Genomic DNA, 18,952 nt, shown 5'->3' with positions numbered 1-18,952 from the left:
GATGAAAAAAATCGGAATTTTATTTGGAATGGAAGACACCTTTCCGCAAGCATTTATTGATCGTGTCAATTCAAAAAATGAAAAAGGAATCATTGCCGAAGCTGTTGCTATTGATAAAGTGGTTCAAAATCAAGACGGTGAATATGCAGTAATTATTGACCGAATTTCACAAGATGTCCCTTTTTATCGTGCTTACTTAAAAAATGCCGCTTTAACAGGAACCAATGTAATTAACAATCCTTTTTGGTGGAGTGCTGATGATAAGTTTTTTAATAATGCTTTGGCAGATACGCTTGGAGTTCCGTTGCCAAATACGGTGATTCTTCCTTCAGCTGAACATCCTACTGATACAACTGGAAAATCATTCCGAAATTTAAAATACCCAATGGATTGGGAAGGAATCTTTGACTACATTGGATTTCCGGCTTACATGAAACCGTACGCTGGCGGAGGTTGGAAAAATGTATACCGATTAGAAAACAAAGAAGAGTTTTGGGAAAAACATCAGGAAACAGGGCAATTAGTAATGATGTTACAAGAAGAAATTGTTTTTACGGAGTATTTCAGAGTGTATTGTTTGGGCTGCAAAGCTGTTCGAATTATGCAATACGAGCCTAGAAATCCGCATCATTTGCGCTATGTAATTGATGGCCCTCCAGTAGATAAAAAGTTATTAGCAACTATAAAAGACTACACTTTGCGTCTTTGTAAAGGTTTAGGATATGACTTTAATACGGTAGAATTCGCAGTTCGTGACGGAATTCCATATGCGATTGATTTTGGAAATCCTGCGCCTGATGCCGAGTTGACTTCGGTGGGTACTGAAAACTTTGAATGGGTAGTTGAAGAAGCTGCTAAAATGGCTATTGCTGCTGCAAAAAAACAAAAACCAGGAAAGATAAATTTAACTTGGGGAACTTTTATAAAAGATGCCGCTGCCGGGAAATAAGATGCTATAGATTGTCGAATGCCCTAGTCCTGATTAAAGTGAAAATCATTTTTTGTTCTGAACTTTTTCAGGACAAAAAATGATTGAAACGGGAAGTGGACACGAGCGAAGCGAACTGACGGAGTAAATAGCTCCTAAAAAAATAAATTAATGAAAAAATTACCTGTTTTTACACTTGGTGTAGAAGAAGAATATCAAATTATTGATCCTGAAACGAGAGATTTACGCTCGCATTTGTCAAAAATTGTGGATGGAGCCAAAATAATTTTAAATGAGCAAGTTAAGGCCGAAATGCACCAATCAGTGGTGGAAGTTGGGACCAATATTTGCCATAGCGTTAATGATGCCAAAAATGAGATTCGGTTTCTGCGTTCAAAAATCGTTGAATTAGCGGATAAACAAGATCTTATTGTTGGTGGCGCAGGGACTCATCCATTTTCAAAATGGCAAGATCAACCCATAACTGACGATCCCAGATACCACGATATTGTTAATGAATTACAAGATGCGGCACGTTCTAATTTGATTTTTGGAATGCATTGTCACGTAGGTATTGAAAACCGTGAAATTGGTTTGCAATTGATGAATCAAGCGACCTATTTTCTGCCTCACATATTTGCGCTTTCGACAAATTCCCCTTTTTGGGAAGGTAGAAAAACAGGCTATAAGTCGTTTAGAACTAAGGTTTTTGACAAGTTTCCAAGAACTGGATTACCGGAATATTTTGATTCTGTAAGTTCGTACGAAAACTATTTAGATACTTTGGTAAAAACAAATTGTATCGATAATCCAAAGAAAATTTGGTGGGATTTACGTTTACATCCTTTTTATAACACGATAGAATTTAGGATTTGTGACATGTGTTTAACAGTTGATGAAACCATTTGCATAGTAGCTATTATTCAAGCAATTGTGGCTAAACTCTACAAATTGAACATGAACAATACGAGTTTCAATATTTATCGATTGGCGTTGATTAAGGAGAATAAATTTCGTGCTGCCCGCTATGGAATCGATAATAATATGATTGATTTTGGACTTCAAAAAGAAGTGGAAACTAAAATGCTCATCTTAGAATTATTAGATTTCATTGACGATGTTGTTGATGAACTGGGAAGTCGTGAGGATATTAATTATGTTCATGAAATTTTGAAAAATGGAACCGGAGCTGACAAACAATTAACTGTTTTTGAAGAAACAGGTGATCTTTGCAAAGTGGTGGACTTTATAACTGGCGAATTTACAAAGGGATTGTAAAATATAAATTATCTTTGCGCATCGTTTTTTAAAAATAGTTATGTCGAATAAAATTATAAAAATAGCGCTTTTAGATATGTACAAAGGGGAACCTAATCAGGGGATGCGTTGTATAATTGATGTTGTAAACAGGTTCAGTCCTGTAGTTAGTTTTGAAATATTCGATGTTCGGGTAAAATGTGAATTACCGGATATTAAAGAATTTGATATTTATATTTCTACCGGTGGTCCAGGGAATCCATTAATTGGAGATGGAAATTGGGATGTGAAATATTATGCGTTTATCGATTCGTTGAACAAATGGAATAGTGAAAATGCGGTTAAAAAGCATGTACTGTTCATTTGTCATTCTTTTCAAATGGCTTGCTTGCATTTTGGGTTGGCCACGGTTACCCGAAGAAATGATACTTCTTTTGGTGTAATGACCATTCATAAAACCAAAGAAGGAGTTACAGATCCTTTATTTGAAGGACTTGCAGATCCTTTTTACGCAATTGATTCCAGAGATTATCAAGTAGTACAGCCTAAGCTTAGTGTTTTTGCCAAAAAAGGCGCAAAAATTATTTCGTTGGAGAAAATTAGAGACCATGTTCAATACGAGCGTGCTATCATGGCGGTTCGTTTTACAGACTATTTTGTAGGTACTCAATTTCATCCCGAAGCAGATCCAATTAGCTTTGTCTCTCATTTAAGAAACAAACAGGCAAAAGAAAAAATTAGAGCTATGAAAGGAAAAAGGAAGTTTAGAAATATGTTGGAAGATTTATTAGATGATGATAAAATATACCGAACAAATGAAACCTTGATTCCAAACTTTCTAAGAACTGCTATTAATGACTTGATGAAAACAAAGAAAATGCTTTCTAATTAATAAATTCATTTCGAGATGATTTCAAAATATCGGGAGTTATTTAATGCTCAATTTACAGAAAAGAAATATCAGGAATTTAAAGATGATATTGCTTCCGATTTTAATTATATGCCTACATTCCGTTTAGGTGAAACGCCTTTTTTTATTTCGAAAGAGCTTAAAAACCAATTGATTGAAGGTTGTAATGAAGTTATTTCTTTTATTCAAAAAGAAGACTTTAAGTTATTAACTGATAAGTCGTTAGAACTAAATCATAAAGTTCCAAATGAGGATGATCACACCACTTTTTTAGCAATTGATTTCGGGATTTGTGAAGAAGACGGAGCTGTTATTCCAAAACTTATTGAAGTGCAAGGATTTCCTTCTTTGTATAATTATCAGATTAATTTGTATGACAAATTCAAGAATCATTATCCATTCCTCAATGAGTTAACCCCATTTATCAATAACATTGAACCTCAGGAATATCTGGATATTTTGGAAGAAGCGATTTGCAATAACCATCCAAAAGAAAATGTTATTCTCCTTGAAATTGAACCCGAAAAACAAAATACAAAGATTGACTTTTATTATTGCCGAAGAGATATTGGCATACCGATAGTTTGCGTTACTGAACTCATAAAGAAAGGCAAACAACTGTTCTATAAAAATGAAAAAGGCGATGAAATTCTTGTAAAAAGAATCTATAATAGGGTTATTTTTGATGAATTGGATTTGCGAACCGATTTGAAATTAAACTTTCATTTCTCTGATGAACTTGATGTGGAATGGGCTGGACATCCCAACTGGTTTTTTCGAATCAGTAAATTTATTTTACCATTCTTAAAAGGGAAATATTTCATCGAAACAACTTTATTAAGTGAGCTCAAAGAAATCCCACAAGATTTAGAAAATTATGTTCTAAAACCACTCTTTTCCTTCTCAGGAACAGGAGTTATTTTTCATGTAATAAAAGAGGATATTGAAGCAGTTGTCGAAAAAGAACTTTATATTCTTCAAAAAAAGGTAAACTATCTTCCTATTGTACAATCTCCTGATGGGAAAGTAAAAGCCGAAGTTCGGGTGCTTTGTGTTTGGAAGAATGAAGATGCCGCACCTACTCTATTGTGCAACTTGGTACGATTGAGTCGTGGCGAAATGATAGGCGTAAAATTCAATAAAGATAAAGATTGGGTGGGCGGAACACTTGGATTATTTGAGAGGTAATTATTCATATTGTCAAGCTTAAAGTCTTAGGACTTATATTTCAGTTTAGATTCTCATTCACCTATTTATTTTATTCAAAACAAAGACTTTTATATCTAATTTTATTACCATAATTTAGTTGAGCTAATTAAAATTCATTTTTAAGTTTAATTTTTGGTAATAATGTCATTTTAACGCATTGAAATTCGTTAAAATGGAAATTGATTAAAATTTTATAAGTTAAAACTGATTAAATTAAACTAAAAACAGCAAAAAAAGGGATTTCTACCCCTACTTAATTTTTAAAAATATATTTTTTTTCTTGTTTTAACAGATTACAGATAGTGTTTAATGAATTTTTTAAAGCGATTCCCTTAATAATTTGAAAAAAATGGAATTATTCAATAAATTAACATAAAAAAAATTAAGCTATTTTTTTTTCTTTATTATTGTAAGGTTATAATAATTTAAGAATAATAAACAATTTTAATAATTAACAAATGAATAGAAGAGAAGCACTTAAAAGCGTTGCGTTTTTGATGGGAAGCGCAATCTCAGCAACTACTATGGGCGTTTTATTTGAAAGTTTTACTTTGCCTGAAAAAGAAAAAAATCGAGTATTTTTTTCCGCTTCGGATGAGGAGGTTTTAGCTGAATTTGCCGATATAATTATACCGACGACAGCATCTTCACCAGGAGCTAAAGCAGCAGGACTTGGCGCTTTTATTCCTATGATGATTAGAGATTGTTATCCAGCACAAATGCAAGAGATTTTTGCTTCAGGAATGAAAGAAATGCAAGCAAAATGCTTGAAAGATTTCAATAAAGATTTCTTGGCTATGTCTATTGAAGAACGTCAGAAATTGATGGGAGCTTTAAAAGATGAAACAATTGCTAATGGAAAAGCACCATCTTTCTTTTTGATTGCAAGAGATTTGACTCTTCTGGGGTATTACTCTTCAGAAATAGGATGTACACAAGCACGTGAATACCTTCCTGTTCCTGGTAGATACGATGGAAGTGCTGATTACAAACCTGGACAAAAAGGTTGGGCTACCAACTAATTGTTATTGGAACCTTTTGTCTTAAACTATTTTATTAAATAAAAAATACTACACGTGAATATAAATACGAATTTAAAAGAGGAAAATACATATGATGCTATTGTAATAGGATCAGGAATTAGTGGTGGTTGGGCAGCAAAAGAACTTACTGAAAAAGGTTTAAAAGTTTTAATGTTAGAGCGCGGTATGAACATTGAGCATGTTAAAGATTATGAATCTGCAATGAAAGCTCCGTGGGAATTTGAGCATGCCGGTAAACTTACCGAAGAACAAAAAAGAACACATCCGGTACAAACACGTGATTATCCCTATAATGAAGCTACTGAAAAATGGTGGGTTAATGACTTGGAATGCCCGTATACAGAAGACAAACGTTTTGACTGGTACAGAGGATTTCATGTGGGAGGAAAATCTTTAATGTGGGGTCGTCAAAGTTACCGTTTCAGTGACCATAATTTTGAAGATAATGCCAAAGATGGTCATGGTAATGACTGGCCTATCCGTTATAAAGATCTTACAAAATGGTATGATTATGTAGAGAAATTTGCAGGAATCAGTGGTCAAGCAGAAAATTGGCCTCTTTTACCAGATGGTAAATTTTTGCCTCCAATGGATTTAAACTGTGTAGAAAAATCAGTTAAGGAAAGATTAGAAAAGCATTATAACAGAACACGTATTTTAACTATTGGTCGTACGGCTAACTTAACAGTACCTCATAAAGGTCGTGGAAGTTGTCAATATAGAAATTTATGTAGTCGTGGTTGCCCGTTTGGTGCTTATTTCAGCACGCAATCATCTACATTGCCTGCTGCTATGGCTACAAAGAGATTAACAGTAAGACCCTACTCTATTGTGAATCATATCATTTATGATAAAGACACAAAAAAGGCAAAAGGTGTAATGGTAATTGATGCAGAAACAAATGAAACTATGGAGTTTTATGCTAAAATTGTTTTTGTAAATGGTTCAACTTTAGGATCAACATTCATCTTATTGAATTCAACTTCAGAAGCGCATCCAAATGGGATGGGTAATGCTAGTGGACAATTGGGACATAATTTAATGGATCATCATTTCCGTTGTGGTGCTGAAGGAACTGCTGAAGGTTTTGAAGATAAATACACGTACGGAAGAAGAGCAAATGGTATTTATATTCCAAGATACCAAAATGTAGGTGGTGATAAACGTGATTATTTAAGAGGTTTCGGTTATCAAGGAGGTGCTAGCAGAGGATTATGGCATAAAGAAGTTGCTGAATTGGCTTTTGGTGGTGATTTCAAAGATACCATGTCTTTACCAGCAGATTCTTGGAGCATGGGATTAGGTGGATTTGGAGAAATGTTACCTTATTATGAAAACAAAGTATATATCGATCACAACAAAAAAGACAAATGGGGACAACCTGTTTTAGCTATTGATTGCGAATACAAAGAGAATGAAGCTAAAATGCGTGAAGACATGATGAATGATGCTGCTGAAATGCTCGAAGCTTCTGGAATCAAAAATGTAAAAACATACGATAACGATTGTTATCCTGGAATGGCTATACATGAAATGGGTACTGCAAGAATGGGTAATGACCCTAAAGATTCAGTTTTAAATAAATGGAATCAAATGCATGAAGTAAGTAATGTATTTGTTACCGATGGTTCTTGTATGCCTTCTATCGCTTGTCAAAATCCATCATTAACATTTATGGCTTTAACGGCACGTGCTTGTGATTATGCAGTAAAAGAATTAAAAAAAGGAAATATTTAGGTTCATCATTATGAGAAAATTAAGAATGGGTATGGTCGGTGGTGGCCAAGATGCCTTTATAGGTGCAATTCACCGCTTAGCCGCCAATATGGATGGACTAATTGAATTAAGTTGTGGAGCTTTAAGTATAAACCCAGAAACAGCAATAGCATCTGGTAAAGCTTTGTTTCTTCCGGAATCAAGAACGTATTTAACGTATGACGAAATGATTAAAGCTGAAGCGGCATTACCTGCTGACGAAAGAATCGATTTTGTTACTATTGTTACTCCAAATTTTGCACATTTTGCACCTGCTATGATGGCTTTGGAACATGGTTTCAACGTAGTAATTGAAAAACCAATGACTTTTTCATTGGAGGAAGCAAAACTATTGAAACAAAAAGTAGAAGAGACAGGACTAATACTTTGTTTAACACATACCTACTCCGGTTATCCAATGGTTAAACAAGCGAAAGCTATGGTTAGTGAGGGAAAACTGGGTAAGATTAGAAAAGTCGTGGTAGAATATCCTCAAGGATGGTTAAGTAAACTATCAGAAAGAGAAGGAAATGCACAAGCTGCTTGGAGAACTGATCCTAAAAAATCAGGAAAAAGTTCTGTAATGGGTGACATTGGAACTCATGCATCACATTTAGCGGAATATATTACCGGAGCTAAAATTACTGATGTTTGTGCAGAATTAAACACACTTGTTGAAGGCCGTATTATGGATGATGATGGCGCTGTATTGTTGAAGTTTGACAATGGCGCAAAAGGAGTTTTAATTGCATCTCAAGTTGCTGCTGGCGAAGAAAACGCTTTAAAAATTAGAGTTTATGGAGAAAAAGGTGGAATCGAATGGTTCCAACACGACCCAAATACTTTAATGGTTAGATGGTTAGATGAACCAGCGCAGATTTTAAGAGCGGGATCTAATTATGGAGCACATTTATCTTCATTTGCTACCCATAATTGTCGTACTCCTGGCGGGCATCCAGAAGGTTATTTAGAAGCATTTGCTAATATTTACCGCAACTTTGCCTTAACGCTTGGTTGTAAGTTAGATGGTATAGAGCCTACGCCTGAAATGTTAGACTTTCCTTCTGTTGAAGATGGATTAAGAGGAATGGCATTTATTGATAACGTAGTAGCATCATCACAATCTGATAAAAAATGGACTCCTTACGTTTTGTAATAAAATAGGAATTCATAAAAGTTTTAGACAAAATATAATATGACAACAATACAAGGCCCCGCAGTATTTTTAGCCCAATTTATCAGTAATGAAGCTCCTTTTAATTCCTTAGACGGAATTTGTAAATGGGCTGCTGATTTAGGTTTTAAAGGTATTCAAATGCCAACATTAGATACTCGATTCATTGATTTGCAAAAGGCTGCAGAAAGTAAAACCTATGCAGAAGAACTTAAAGGTACAATTGCTTCTTACGGATTAGAAATCACAGAATTATCAACTCACTTACAAGGTCAATTAGTTGCGGTTCATCCTGCATACGATGATTTTTTTGATGCTTTTGCCCCTGTAAATGTGCATGGTAATTCTAAAGCCAGACAAGAATGGGCAGTGCAACAATTGAAATATGCTGCAAAAGCATCCCAAAATTTAGGTTTAAATGCACATGCAACTTTTAGTGGTTCTTTGCTTTGGCAATATTTTCACCCTTGGCCACAAAGGCCTCCCGGCTTAGTTGAAGACGGTTTTGCCGAATTAGCAAAACGTTGGTTGCCAATTTTAAATGAGTTTGATCAAAATGGGATCGATCTTTGCTATGAAATTCATCCAGGAGAAGATTTATTTGATGGGGAAACCTATGAAATGTTTTTGAAGGCTGTAAATAACCATTCAAGAGCTTGTTTACTTTACGATCCGTCACATTTTGTATTGCAGCAGTTAGACTACATTCAATATATTGATTTCTATCACGAAAGGATTAAAGCTTTTCACGTGAAAGATGCCGAGTTTAACCCTACAGGAAAACAAGGAACTTTTGGTGGATATCAAAGTTGGGTAAATCGTGCGGGACGTTATCGTTCTCCTGGGGATGGTCAAATTGATTTTAAAACTATTTTCAGCAAACTGGCACAATATGATTTCAAAGGTTGGGCAGTTATGGAATGGGAATGTTGCATTAAAAATCAAGAAGATGGAGCACGTGAAGGTGCTGAATTTATAAAAAATCATATTATAAAAGTTACCGATAAAGCATTTGATGATTTTGCTGCGGTAGAAACAAATAAAGCTTTTAACAGAAAAAACTTAGGATTATAAAACTTAAATAGAAATGAAAATGAAATTAAAATATTTGCTTTTTGGGGTTGCTTTAATTAGCTTAACCTCATTTTCTAATGATAATTTAGATACAAAATATATTAAAGCCACTAAAAAATCAAACGCAATTTTTCAAACATCTGATGGAGAAAAATTAATTGCAAAATCTGATTGTGTTGGATGTCATAAATTAGACAAAAAACTTATAGGTCCCTCCTATTTAGATATTGCAAAAAAATATCCTTCTAATGAAAAAAATGTTGCTTATTTATCCGGTAAAATTATAAAAGGAGGTTCTGGAGTTTGGGGAACTATACCGATGGCCGCTCATACATCTCTTAAAAAGGATGATGCAAAATCAATGGCTAAATATATTTTATCCTTAAAAAAATAATTCCAAAGGTGCTTTTCAGTATTCTAAATAACTTTAGAATATTGAAAAGCACTTCATTTATTAAGCTATTTTATTACTATTAACTATAACCGTATTAAAAATAAATGAAACAAAAAGAAGAAGAGAATAAAATCACAAACAACCGTCGTGATTTCATAAAAACAACAGCTATAGCGGCAGCAGCCTTTATGATTGTTCCTCGTCATGTTTTAGGAAGAGGATTCGTAGCACCAAGTGATCGTTTATCAATAGCCAGTATTGGTGTTGGTGGAAAAGGAAAATCTGATATTGCTATGTTTGCCAGCAGTGGAAAAGCTGATATTTCATTTTTATGTGATGTAGATACCAGAAGAGCCGCTGCAAGTGTAAATGCATTTCCTAAAGCTAAATTTTATAAAGATTGGCGCGAAATGTTAGACAAAGAACATAAAAATTTCGATGCAGTTTCAGTTTCTACTCCAGATCATAATCATGCTATTCAAGCGCTTGCGGCTATGCAATTAGGGAAACATGTATATGTTCAAAAACCTATGGCTCATGATATTTATGAAGCTCGTATTTTGACCCAAGCTGCCAAAAAATATAAAGTGGTTACCCAAATGGGAAATCAAGGTTCCTCAAATGATGGAACCAGAATAATGAAAGAATGGTATGAAGCTGGTTTAATTGGTGATGTTCACACTATTCATGCTTGGACAGACCGTCCGGTTTGGCCTCAAGGTATTCCTTGGTCTGCCAATAAAGCGGATATTCCAAAAGAATTAGATTGGGATTTATGGTTGGGTACAGCTCCTCACAAAGAGTATGTAAATAAATTAGTGCCGTTCAACTGGCGCGGTTGGTGGGATTACGGAACAGGAGCATTAGGAGATATGGGATGCCATTTATTGGAAGCCCCTTTTAGTGTATTGAACTTAAAATATGCTAAAGATGTTCAATGCAGTGTTGGTTCTGTTTATGTAGATGAATTTCAAAGAGGGTATTTCCCAGAGAGTTGTCCTCCTTCAAGTCACGTTACATTAACCTTTCCAAAAACTGAAAAAACAAATGGTGACATAGCGGTACACTGGATGGATGGAGGAATCCAACCTGAAAGACCTACTGAACTAGGTCCGAATGAAATTTTTGGAGACGGTGGAAATGGAACATTATTTACTGGTACAAAAGGAAAAATGATGTGTGATACGTACGGTTTAAATCCTCGTTTACTTCCTCTTAGTAAAAATGAAAATTTAAAAGTAGCTCAAAAATATGCCAGAGTAAAAGATGGTGCCGATGGGCACTACAAACAATGGGTTGAAGCTGCAATTGCAGGTTATGGAAAAAAAGAATTAAGTTCTCCTTTTGAAATTGCAGGTCCTCTAACAGAAGCTTTATTGATGGCAAATCTTGCTATCAGAGGGTATGATGTGATGAGAGAAGAGCTTGGAGAAGAAGTGTATCCAGGACGTTCCGCAAAATTATTATGGGATAATGATGCTATGAAAATTACCAACTTTGATGAAGTTAATCAATTTGTAAAACGTGATTATCGCCAAGGTTGGAAAGCTTTAACTTTATAAACAAGATTAATTATTAATTCAAAAATTTAAAAATGATTAAAAATATTTGTACTTCATTAATTGTTATGATAATGATTCAAACAGCAAATGCACAACAAGCACCAATAGCAAAAGGATTTAAATCAATATTTGATGGACAATCAACAACAGGATGGCATACTTATGGAAAAAAAACTGCTGGTTCTGGTTGGAAAGTTGAAGATGGTGTATTGCATTTTGACCCTACCGCTGCCAAAAATGGTCAAGGAGGCGATCTTGTAACAGATATAGAATACGAGAATTTTCATTTAAAATTAGAATGGAAAGTAGCAGCAAATGCAAACAGTGGTATTATTTTCTTTGTAAACGAAGATTTGACAAAATTCAAAAATACTTACGAAACTGGATTGGAAATGCAAGTATTGGACAATGACGGTCACCCTGACGGAAAAATTGAAAAACACAGATCAGGAGATTTGTATGATTTAATAAAAAGTACTTCTGAGCCTGTTAAACCAGTTGGAGAATGGAATTCTGTTGACCTTGTATGTAAATTCGGAAAACTGACAATGTTATTGAATGGTGTAAAAGTAGTTGAAACTACACTTTGGGATGCCAACTTTAAAACATTGGTAGCAGGTAGTAAATTTGCTACTTGGCCAGGTTTTGCTGCATTCAAAAAAGGAAAAATTGCATTACAAGATCACGGAGATAATGTGTGGTTCAGAAACATTCAGATTAAAGAATGGAATTCTATGAAAATTACAACTGGATGTGAAGCCGGTATGTAATTGAGAATAAAATATTAAAAATAAATTACTGCTAATTAACCAAAACCAAAAAATAAAACCAAAATACCAATGAATAGCACCATCCGAATTAAATTATCCATAATGATGTTCCTAGAATTTTTTATCTGGGGAGCATGGTTTGTAACCCTTGGTACGTTTCTGGGGAATAATCTAAAAGCATCTGGATCAGAAACTGCCGCAATTTTTTCTACACAATCATGGGGCGCTATTATTGCACCTTTTATTATAGGGTTAATCGCTGACCGATATTTTAATGCTGAGAAAATTTTAGGAATACTTCATCTTATTGGAGCATTTTTAATGTATCAAATGTATCAGTCAGAAGAGGTTGGAATGTTTTATACTTACGTTCTTAGTTACATGATTTTATACATGCCAACATTAGCATTAGTAAATTCAGTTTCTTTCAATCAAATGAAAGATCCAGAGAAAGAGTTTGCAAACATTAGAGTTTGGGGAACAATTGGTTGGATTTTAGCAGGATTGTCTATTAGTTTTGTTTTCCATTGGGATGCTGCAGAAGCAATTTCTGAAGGAATGCTTAAAAATACGTTCCTTTTAGCAGGAATCGCAGCTTTAGTTTTAGGTATATTTAGTTTTTCTTTACCAAAAACACCACCAAAAGTAAGTGACGAAAAAATAAAAATAGGAGATATTATTGGTCTTGATGCTTTAAAGTTATTGAAGGATAAAAACTTCGCCATCTTTTTTATCTCATCAATTCTTATTTGTATTCCTCTTGCGTTTTATTACCAAAATGCACATCCATTTTTGACAGAAGCAGGAGTTGAAAATCCTACTGGAAAAATGGCAATCGGTCAAATATCTGAAGCTTTATTTTTATTATTGATTCCTGTATTTTTTACCCGTTTTGGCTTCAAGAAAACAATCTTGGTTGGAATGTTAGCGTGGGCAATTCGTTACGTTTTATTCGCTTATGGTAATGGAGATGATTTAAGTTTTATGCTTATTATAGGTATTGCTTTGCACGGTATTTGCTATGATTTCTTTTTTGTTTCTGGTCAAATTTACACCAATTCAAAAGCAGGAGAAAAATATAAAAGTGCCGCTCAAGGTCTAATTACGCTAGCTACATACGGAGTTGGTATGTTGATTGGTTTTGCAGTTGCTGGTTGGATAACGGACAATTATAAAATGTTAGACGGCGCTATAAATTGGGAAATGGTTTGGATAATTCCTGCCGGAATTGCTTTGGCAGTATTCCTTCTTTTTGCACTTTTATTCAATGAAAAAAACAAAGTCGAAGAAACATCTTCTGCTGTATAAAAAATAAAAAATGAGCACTAATTTAAATAGGAGATCTGCTATAAAAGGAATACTTGCCGGAACAGCGGCTATAGGAATTCCTTCTGGATTTTCTGCTTTGGCTATGCCAATGAATAATACAGAAACACAATTGGGTATGTTGAAAGGAAATATAAATCACTCTGTTTCTCGTTGGTGTTTTGACAGTCTTGATTTGGATACACTTTGCATTGAGGCTAAGAAAATTGGAATTACCGGTATTGATTTAGTAGGACCTTCCTCTTGGCCAACATTGAAAAAATATGATTTAGTTTCTACAATGTGCAACGGTGCTGAGATTAATTTAGTGGATGGTTTCAATGATATTAAATTTCATGAAACACTTATAAAGAATTATACCGAAATGATTCCGCTGGTGGCTAAAGCCGGTTATAAAAATCTAATTTGCTTTAGCGGAAGCCGAAGAGGAAAAACAGATGAAGAAGGTTGGAATAATTGTGTTCTTGGTTTACAAAAACTAATTCCATTGGCTGAAAAGCATAATGTGATTTTAGTGATGGAATTGTTAAACAGCAAAATTGACCATAAAGATTACCAATGTGACAGAACATCATGGGGAGTTGAATTAGCAAAACGTTTAAACTCAGAAAACTTTAAACTTCTTTATGATATTTATCACATGCAAATTGATGAAGGTGATGTGATTAGAAACATAAGAGACAACCATCAATATATTGCACATTTTCATACAGCCGGAGTTCCCGGACGAAATGAAATTGATAATACACAGGAATTAAATTACGAAGCAATAATGAAAGCTATTGCAAAAACTGGTTTCAAAGGTTTTGTAGGACAAGAATTTATTCCTAAAAACCCGAACAAACTAGCTTCATTGAAGCAGGCTATTGCAATTTGTGATATTTAACTAATCTAAAAAATAACCCATGATAAAAAGAAGAGAATTTTTAATTAATGCTGGTTTAGCATTAGGCGCATTAGCCATTGCTCCTACATTTGCTTTTGACTCTAAAAAAAGAGCCATCGGAATTCAATTATGGACATTACGTGATACTTTACCAAAGGATGTCAAAGGAGTTTTATCCCAAGTAGGAAAAGCTGGATTTACAGAAGTGGAAACTTTTGGTTATTCAGTAGACAAAGGCTTTTTTGGAACTTCTGTACATGATTTTAAATCGATACTTGATGATAATGGTTTGAAAGCCACAAGTAATCATTTCGATTTTAACTCTATGATTAAAGATGGTACTACTGATCTTGTAAAATCATATATCGAAACAGCAAATCATTTAGGAAGTGAATATGTAACTGTTCCCTATATAATTTCAGAATTGAGAGGAACAACTGGTGATGCCTATAAAAAACTAGCTTCACAAATAAATAAAGTTGGAGAACTTTGTAAAGCCGGAGGTTTAAAATTAGCCTATCATAATCATGACTTTGAATTTACAAAATTCGGAGCAACGAATGGATATGAGATTTTATTAAATGAAACGGATAAAAACTTAGTTGATTTTGAAATGGATTTATACTGGGTTGTTCGTTCTGGAAATGATCCGTTGCAATTATTCAAAAAATATCCTGGACGCTTCACTATGTGGCACGTAAAAGATATGGATAAAGTAAATCCTGATTGGAATGCCGAAATAGGAACTGGAGCAATTGATTTCAAATCGATTTTTGCTCAAGCTGAACTTTCCGGAATGAAACGTTTCTTTTTAGAGCACGAATCAAACTACAAACCGAATCCGATAGAATCCGCAGTAACAAGTTTTAATTACATTAAGAAGAATTTAATCTAAATGTTTTAAAAAATAATAAATATAAAAAAGGGATACTTATTGTATCCCTTTTTTTGTTACCACTTCTCTACTCCCAATAATTTTTTTCCTAAATCACTCAATTCTGCAGTTTTATATTTGGTTTGTTCCCATTTTCGAGGATCTCCAGGAAACGCATATCCTTCAGGCGCAATGCGATTTTCCCAAGAATTAACTCTCCATTGACGCAATTCTTCATTATCCTCTTCAGCTGGCATCATAGAAATATATTGTGCAATTCTTACTTTATCTTTTGTAATATTTGGGCGAATCCCATGCGGTTGCGTGCTATTAAAAATTAATAAATCACCAGCTTCCATTTTTACTTTTACAAATTTATCTTCAAGTCCGGTAACATCTGGTTTAAAACGGTTCCTATCTTCAGGTTGCGTCAGTTTCCAAGTATCATAATTTCGATATAAATCAGGTATACATTGAAATCCTCCCATATTTTCATCCATTTGGTCAGCCAAAGCAAGAACCCCTTGTACGTTTTGAGGTTTTGTCTCCGGATCATAATCCCAATGGATAAATCCTTTGAAATCAAAACCTGGACGAACTGGTAAATTCAAATTCGCTCGGTCAATAGTAACCCATAATTTCTCGGTTCCCCAAATATCTACAAACGCATCATATACTTTTTCCATTTGTCGGTTATCCCATTGATATTGATGATTGTAAACTTCAACCATACCGCTATTGGTAAGTTCTTTCATTTGCATTTCGGCTCTTGGCGGAGCATACCAAGTTTCTGGATCATTTTGATTTTTCTCTTCAAATTCCCATAGAAAATCAGCCATTTTTTTAGCGTTTTCTTTCGGGATAGCATTTTTTATGACAATGTAACCGTTTTCAATCCAAAACTTCCAGTCGTCTTCAGTAAGTAAACGTAACGGTTTGCCATTAGAACGATCATTTAGTTTTGTTGTGCTGGATTTTGCAGTAGATGGATTTCCCGGAATATCTTTATGAGCATTATTTTGTGCCATTGTGGGAACCATAGTTGGTGTCATTGATTGATTATTCTTTTCCATAGTCTTATATTTTAGTGTTATAACTATTTCAAAATTAGAAAAAGAGAATACTAATTACTTCCACAAAATTTACTGCTATTTGTACAATATTGATTTTTTTATTAACTTTAAAGAAGTATATGTATTATATTGAGCAATTATTTAGCTAACGAGATATGAAAATAGTTTTTGAGGATATAAAAAGATTAGCAGGGAGTTCATTCAGAATATTGGTAAATCCAAAATTGAATGATTTTTATTATTGGCATTTTCATCCTGAATTTGAATTAACTTTCATTGTTGCGCCAAATGGAACACGACGCGTAGGCGATCATATTGGCAATTTTGAGGGAAGCGATTTGGTTTTTATAGGTTCCAATATTCCACATTTAAATTTTGATTATGGAATTAAAACTGAATATGAAAAAGTAGTTTTACAGATTAAAGAAGACTTTTTCAAAAATGACTTTATAACAACTCCTGAATTAGCTTCTATTTATCAATTATTTGAGAACTCAAAAAAGGTGATTTGTTTTCATGGAGCTGTAAAAGATAAAATTGGTAAAAGGCTTCAAAAAATTCATCTTTTATCACATTTCGAACAATTTATTGAAGTGCTGTCATTATTTCAGATTTTATCAATATCAAATGAAATGACTTTTTTGCACAATAAACCATTTGAAAATTTATATAATAATAAAGAACAATTGCGATTAAAAGTCGTCTATAAATTTATAGAAGAAAACTACCAAAGGGCTGTTTCTATTGAAGAAATCTCCCATTTAACTCATTTATCTAAAGCGGCTTTTTGTCGTTATTTTAAAAAAATGACGCGATTAACATTTACTGAATTTTTAAATCAATATCGAATTGAACAAGCTAAAAGACTTTTAAAAAGTGATAAAAACGTAACCGAAACGTGCTTTGAATGTGGATTTGAAAGCCTGTCGTACTTTAATAGAATCTTCAAAAAAGTGGTGGGAGAAAATCCTATACAGTTTAAGAAAAGATAAAAAAAGGTGTGTTTCCTAAATTTTAGAAACACACCTTTTGGATTTACTCGGTAATATTAAAACTGGCGACATAAAAATTCTTATCTATTTCCAGTTTTGAATTTTTAGAAATTACTGGAATACTCTTCCATTCTGTTTCTGGTTGCAGTAATTCTTCTTTTCCATTTAGCGTTACTTTCACGGGCATATTAAAACCCGGAACGCAATTTGTCCAGCGATAACCTGCTTGATTATCCTTAAAAAAATATTCTAATGTTGGAATTCTGGTATCTCTTAAATACTGATTGAAAACTGTTGATAAATCGATTCCAACTTGCTGACTTAAATAATCTTCAATTTGTTTTGTAGTAACAGTTTGGTGATAAAAAGTACTGTTTAAGCCTCTTAAAATGCCTCTCCATTTTTCATCATCATTTACAATTTGGCGTAAAGTATGCAACATATTCCCTCCTTTTGGATACATATCACCAGAACCTTCGTTGTTTACATCATAATTTCCTATAATTGGTTTGTCATTTTTTATTCCTTTTCTGGTTCCCAGAACATATTCAAATCCAGCTTCTTTTCCATAGTAATATTCTACAAAAAGACTTTCTGAATAGTTTGTAAAACTCTCGTGAATCCACATATCAGCAATATCTTTATACGTGATATTATTTGCAAACCACTCATGCCCAGATTCATGAATAATAATAAAATCAAATTTTAATCCCCAACCCGTTCCGCTTAAATCCCTACCACGATATCCGTTTTGAAAACCATTCCCATATGTTACGCTACTTTGATGTTCCATTCCTAAATAAGGAGCTTCAACCAATTTGTAACTGTCTTCATAAAATGGATACGGTCCAAACCAATGTTCAAAAGCTTTTAGCATTTTTGGAACATCTTGAAATTGTTTTTTGGCTTTCGCCAAATTGTCTCTCAAAACATAATAACTGCAATCTAAATCGCCTTTTTCTCCTTTATATTTTTCCGAAAACGAAACATAATCGCCAATATTTATATTTACACCATAATTATTGATTGGATTTGATACATACCAATTATAGGTTTTTGTTCCATCTTTTAATTGCTTTACACTTAGTAAACGTCCATTGGAAACATCCGTCAAATTTTTCGGAACATTTACACTAATCAGCATATTATCCACTTCATCATACATATGATCTTTGTTTGGCCACCAAACACTTGCACCCAATCCTTGACAAGAAGAAGCAATAAAAGGATTTCCATTACTGTCTTTTTTCCAAGTTATACCTCCATCCCAAGGTGGATTTACGGCTACTTTTGGTTTTCCGCCATAAAATATGGTAATTTCTTTTAGTGCACCTTTTGTTTGAGGAGCAATTAATTCAATAAAAAATGCATTTCCTTCTCTTTTATATTTTAAAACTTTTCCATCCTGAATGACTTTATTAATTTCCATAGGATTTTGTAAGTCAATTTGCATGCTATTGTATTCCTGTACAACTTGATATTTTATTGTATTTGAACCCGTAATAGTACTGTCTGCTGGATTTACTTTAATATTGAGATGATAATATTTTACATCCCACCACGCTCTTTCTTTTGTGATACTTCCGCGCAAAGTGTCTTGTCTCGTGAATTTTTGCTCTGATTTATTTAGTAAACCTTGTGCATTTATACCGTTAAAAAATAGAAACGAAATAAAAATAATACTAAACTGTTTTTTCATAATTAATCATTTTGAACAAAAATAAA

17 protein-coding genes are annotated in these 18,952 nt (G+C 33.6%); 15 read left to right on the top strand and 2 right to left on the bottom strand.

Annotation, left to right across the window (positions count from 1 at the left end; all coding sequences use genetic code 11):
• Nucleotide 1: 1 nt before the first annotated feature.
• The 14 genes from CLV00_RS12685 (at nucleotide 2) to CLV00_RS12620 (ending at nucleotide 15,183) form a co-directional block, all read left to right on the top strand.
• On the top strand, nucleotides 2–949 hold the full coding sequence (locus CLV00_RS12685) for a RimK family alpha-L-glutamate ligase (protein ID WP_099715531.1): 948 nt from the start codon (nucleotides 2–4) through the stop codon (nucleotides 947–949).
• Between the two features lie 150 nt (nucleotides 950–1,099).
• The gene (locus CLV00_RS12680; RefSeq protein ID WP_099715530.1) at nucleotides 1,100–2,206 is read left to right on the top strand and encodes a carboxylate-amine ligase; all 1,107 of its coding nucleotides are present in this window, start codon (nucleotides 1,100–1,102) and stop codon (nucleotides 2,204–2,206) included.
• A 40-nt stretch (nucleotides 2,207–2,246) separates the two neighbouring features.
• Nucleotides 2,247–3,077, top strand: a complete 831-nt coding sequence (locus CLV00_RS12675; RefSeq protein ID WP_099715529.1) for a type 1 glutamine amidotransferase — start codon at nucleotides 2,247–2,249, stop codon at nucleotides 3,075–3,077.
• 15 nt (nucleotides 3,078–3,092) lie between these two features.
• Nucleotides 3,093–4,283, top strand: coding sequence for a hypothetical protein (locus CLV00_RS12670; RefSeq protein WP_099715528.1), 1,191 nt, complete (start codon nucleotides 3,093–3,095; stop codon nucleotides 4,281–4,283).
• 479 nt (nucleotides 4,284–4,762) lie between these two features.
• A complete protein-coding gene (locus tag CLV00_RS12665) occupies nucleotides 4,763–5,326 on the top strand; it encodes a gluconate 2-dehydrogenase subunit 3 family protein (protein ID WP_099715527.1) in 564 nt (187 codons plus the stop codon).
• Nucleotides 5,327–5,380: 54 nt separating this feature from the next.
• Nucleotides 5,381–7,084 carry a GMC oxidoreductase gene (locus CLV00_RS12660; protein ID WP_099715526.1) on the top strand — a complete coding sequence of 568 codons (1,704 nt, stop codon included), beginning with the start codon at nucleotides 5,381–5,383 and terminating at the stop codon, nucleotides 7,082–7,084.
• 10 nt (nucleotides 7,085–7,094) lie between these two features.
• Entirely contained in the window at nucleotides 7,095–8,258 is a 1,164-nt protein-coding gene (locus tag CLV00_RS12655; RefSeq protein WP_233206903.1) for a Gfo/Idh/MocA family protein, read from the top strand.
• 39 nt (nucleotides 8,259–8,297) lie between these two features.
• Nucleotides 8,298–9,350, top strand: coding sequence for a sugar phosphate isomerase/epimerase (locus CLV00_RS12650; protein ID WP_099715524.1), 1,053 nt, complete (start codon nucleotides 8,298–8,300; stop codon nucleotides 9,348–9,350).
• A 13-nt stretch (nucleotides 9,351–9,363) separates the two neighbouring features.
• On the top strand, nucleotides 9,364–9,744 hold the full coding sequence (locus CLV00_RS12645) for a c-type cytochrome (RefSeq protein ID WP_233206902.1): 381 nt from the start codon (nucleotides 9,364–9,366) through the stop codon (nucleotides 9,742–9,744).
• Nucleotides 9,745–9,848: 104 nt separating this feature from the next.
• Complete coding sequence (locus tag CLV00_RS12640) at nucleotides 9,849–11,306, top strand: Gfo/Idh/MocA family protein (RefSeq protein WP_099715523.1); 1,458 nt, start codon at nucleotides 9,849–9,851, stop codon at nucleotides 11,304–11,306.
• 32 nt (nucleotides 11,307–11,338) lie between these two features.
• Nucleotides 11,339–12,076, top strand: coding sequence for a DUF1080 domain-containing protein (locus CLV00_RS12635; RefSeq protein WP_099715522.1), 738 nt, complete (start codon nucleotides 11,339–11,341; stop codon nucleotides 12,074–12,076).
• A 69-nt stretch (nucleotides 12,077–12,145) separates the two neighbouring features.
• Entirely contained in the window at nucleotides 12,146–13,384 is a 1,239-nt protein-coding gene (locus tag CLV00_RS12630) for a nucleoside permease (protein ID WP_099715521.1), read from the top strand.
• A 10-nt stretch (nucleotides 13,385–13,394) separates the two neighbouring features.
• Nucleotides 13,395–14,288, top strand: a complete 894-nt coding sequence (locus CLV00_RS12625; protein WP_099715520.1) for a hydroxypyruvate isomerase family protein — start codon at nucleotides 13,395–13,397, stop codon at nucleotides 14,286–14,288.
• Nucleotides 14,289–14,307: 19 nt separating this feature from the next.
• Nucleotides 14,308–15,183 (top strand): sugar phosphate isomerase/epimerase, encoded by an 876-nt coding sequence (locus CLV00_RS12620; RefSeq protein WP_099715519.1) that lies wholly within the window; start codon nucleotides 14,308–14,310, stop codon nucleotides 15,181–15,183.
• Nucleotides 15,184–15,239: 56 nt separating this feature from the next.
• On the opposite strand, the gene CLV00_RS12615 is transcribed toward CLV00_RS12620, so the two are convergent.
• On the bottom strand, nucleotides 15,240–16,235 hold the full coding sequence (locus CLV00_RS12615; RefSeq protein WP_099715518.1) for a phytanoyl-CoA dioxygenase family protein: 996 nt from the start codon (nucleotides 16,233–16,235) through the stop codon (nucleotides 15,240–15,242).
• Nucleotides 16,236–16,390: 155 nt separating this feature from the next.
• On the opposite strand from CLV00_RS12615, the gene CLV00_RS12610 reads away from it, so the two are divergent.
• Entirely contained in the window at nucleotides 16,391–17,227 is an 837-nt protein-coding gene (locus CLV00_RS12610; protein ID WP_099715517.1) for an AraC family transcriptional regulator, read from the top strand.
• 43 nt (nucleotides 17,228–17,270) lie between these two features.
• On the opposite strand, the gene CLV00_RS12605 is transcribed toward CLV00_RS12610, so the two are convergent.
• Entirely contained in the window at nucleotides 17,271–18,926 is a 1,656-nt protein-coding gene (locus CLV00_RS12605) for a M1 family metallopeptidase (protein WP_099715516.1), read from the bottom strand.
• Between the last annotated feature and the right edge of the window lie 26 nt (nucleotides 18,927–18,952).

The organism is Flavobacterium sp. 11, assembly GCF_002754315.1.
In the GTDB taxonomy this organism is placed as follows: Bacteria; Bacteroidota; Bacteroidia; order Flavobacteriales; family Flavobacteriaceae; genus Flavobacterium; species Flavobacterium algoritolerans.
The sequence above is the reverse complement of the archived record's forward strand: the minus strand, read 5'-3'. Positions and strand labels throughout refer to the sequence as shown.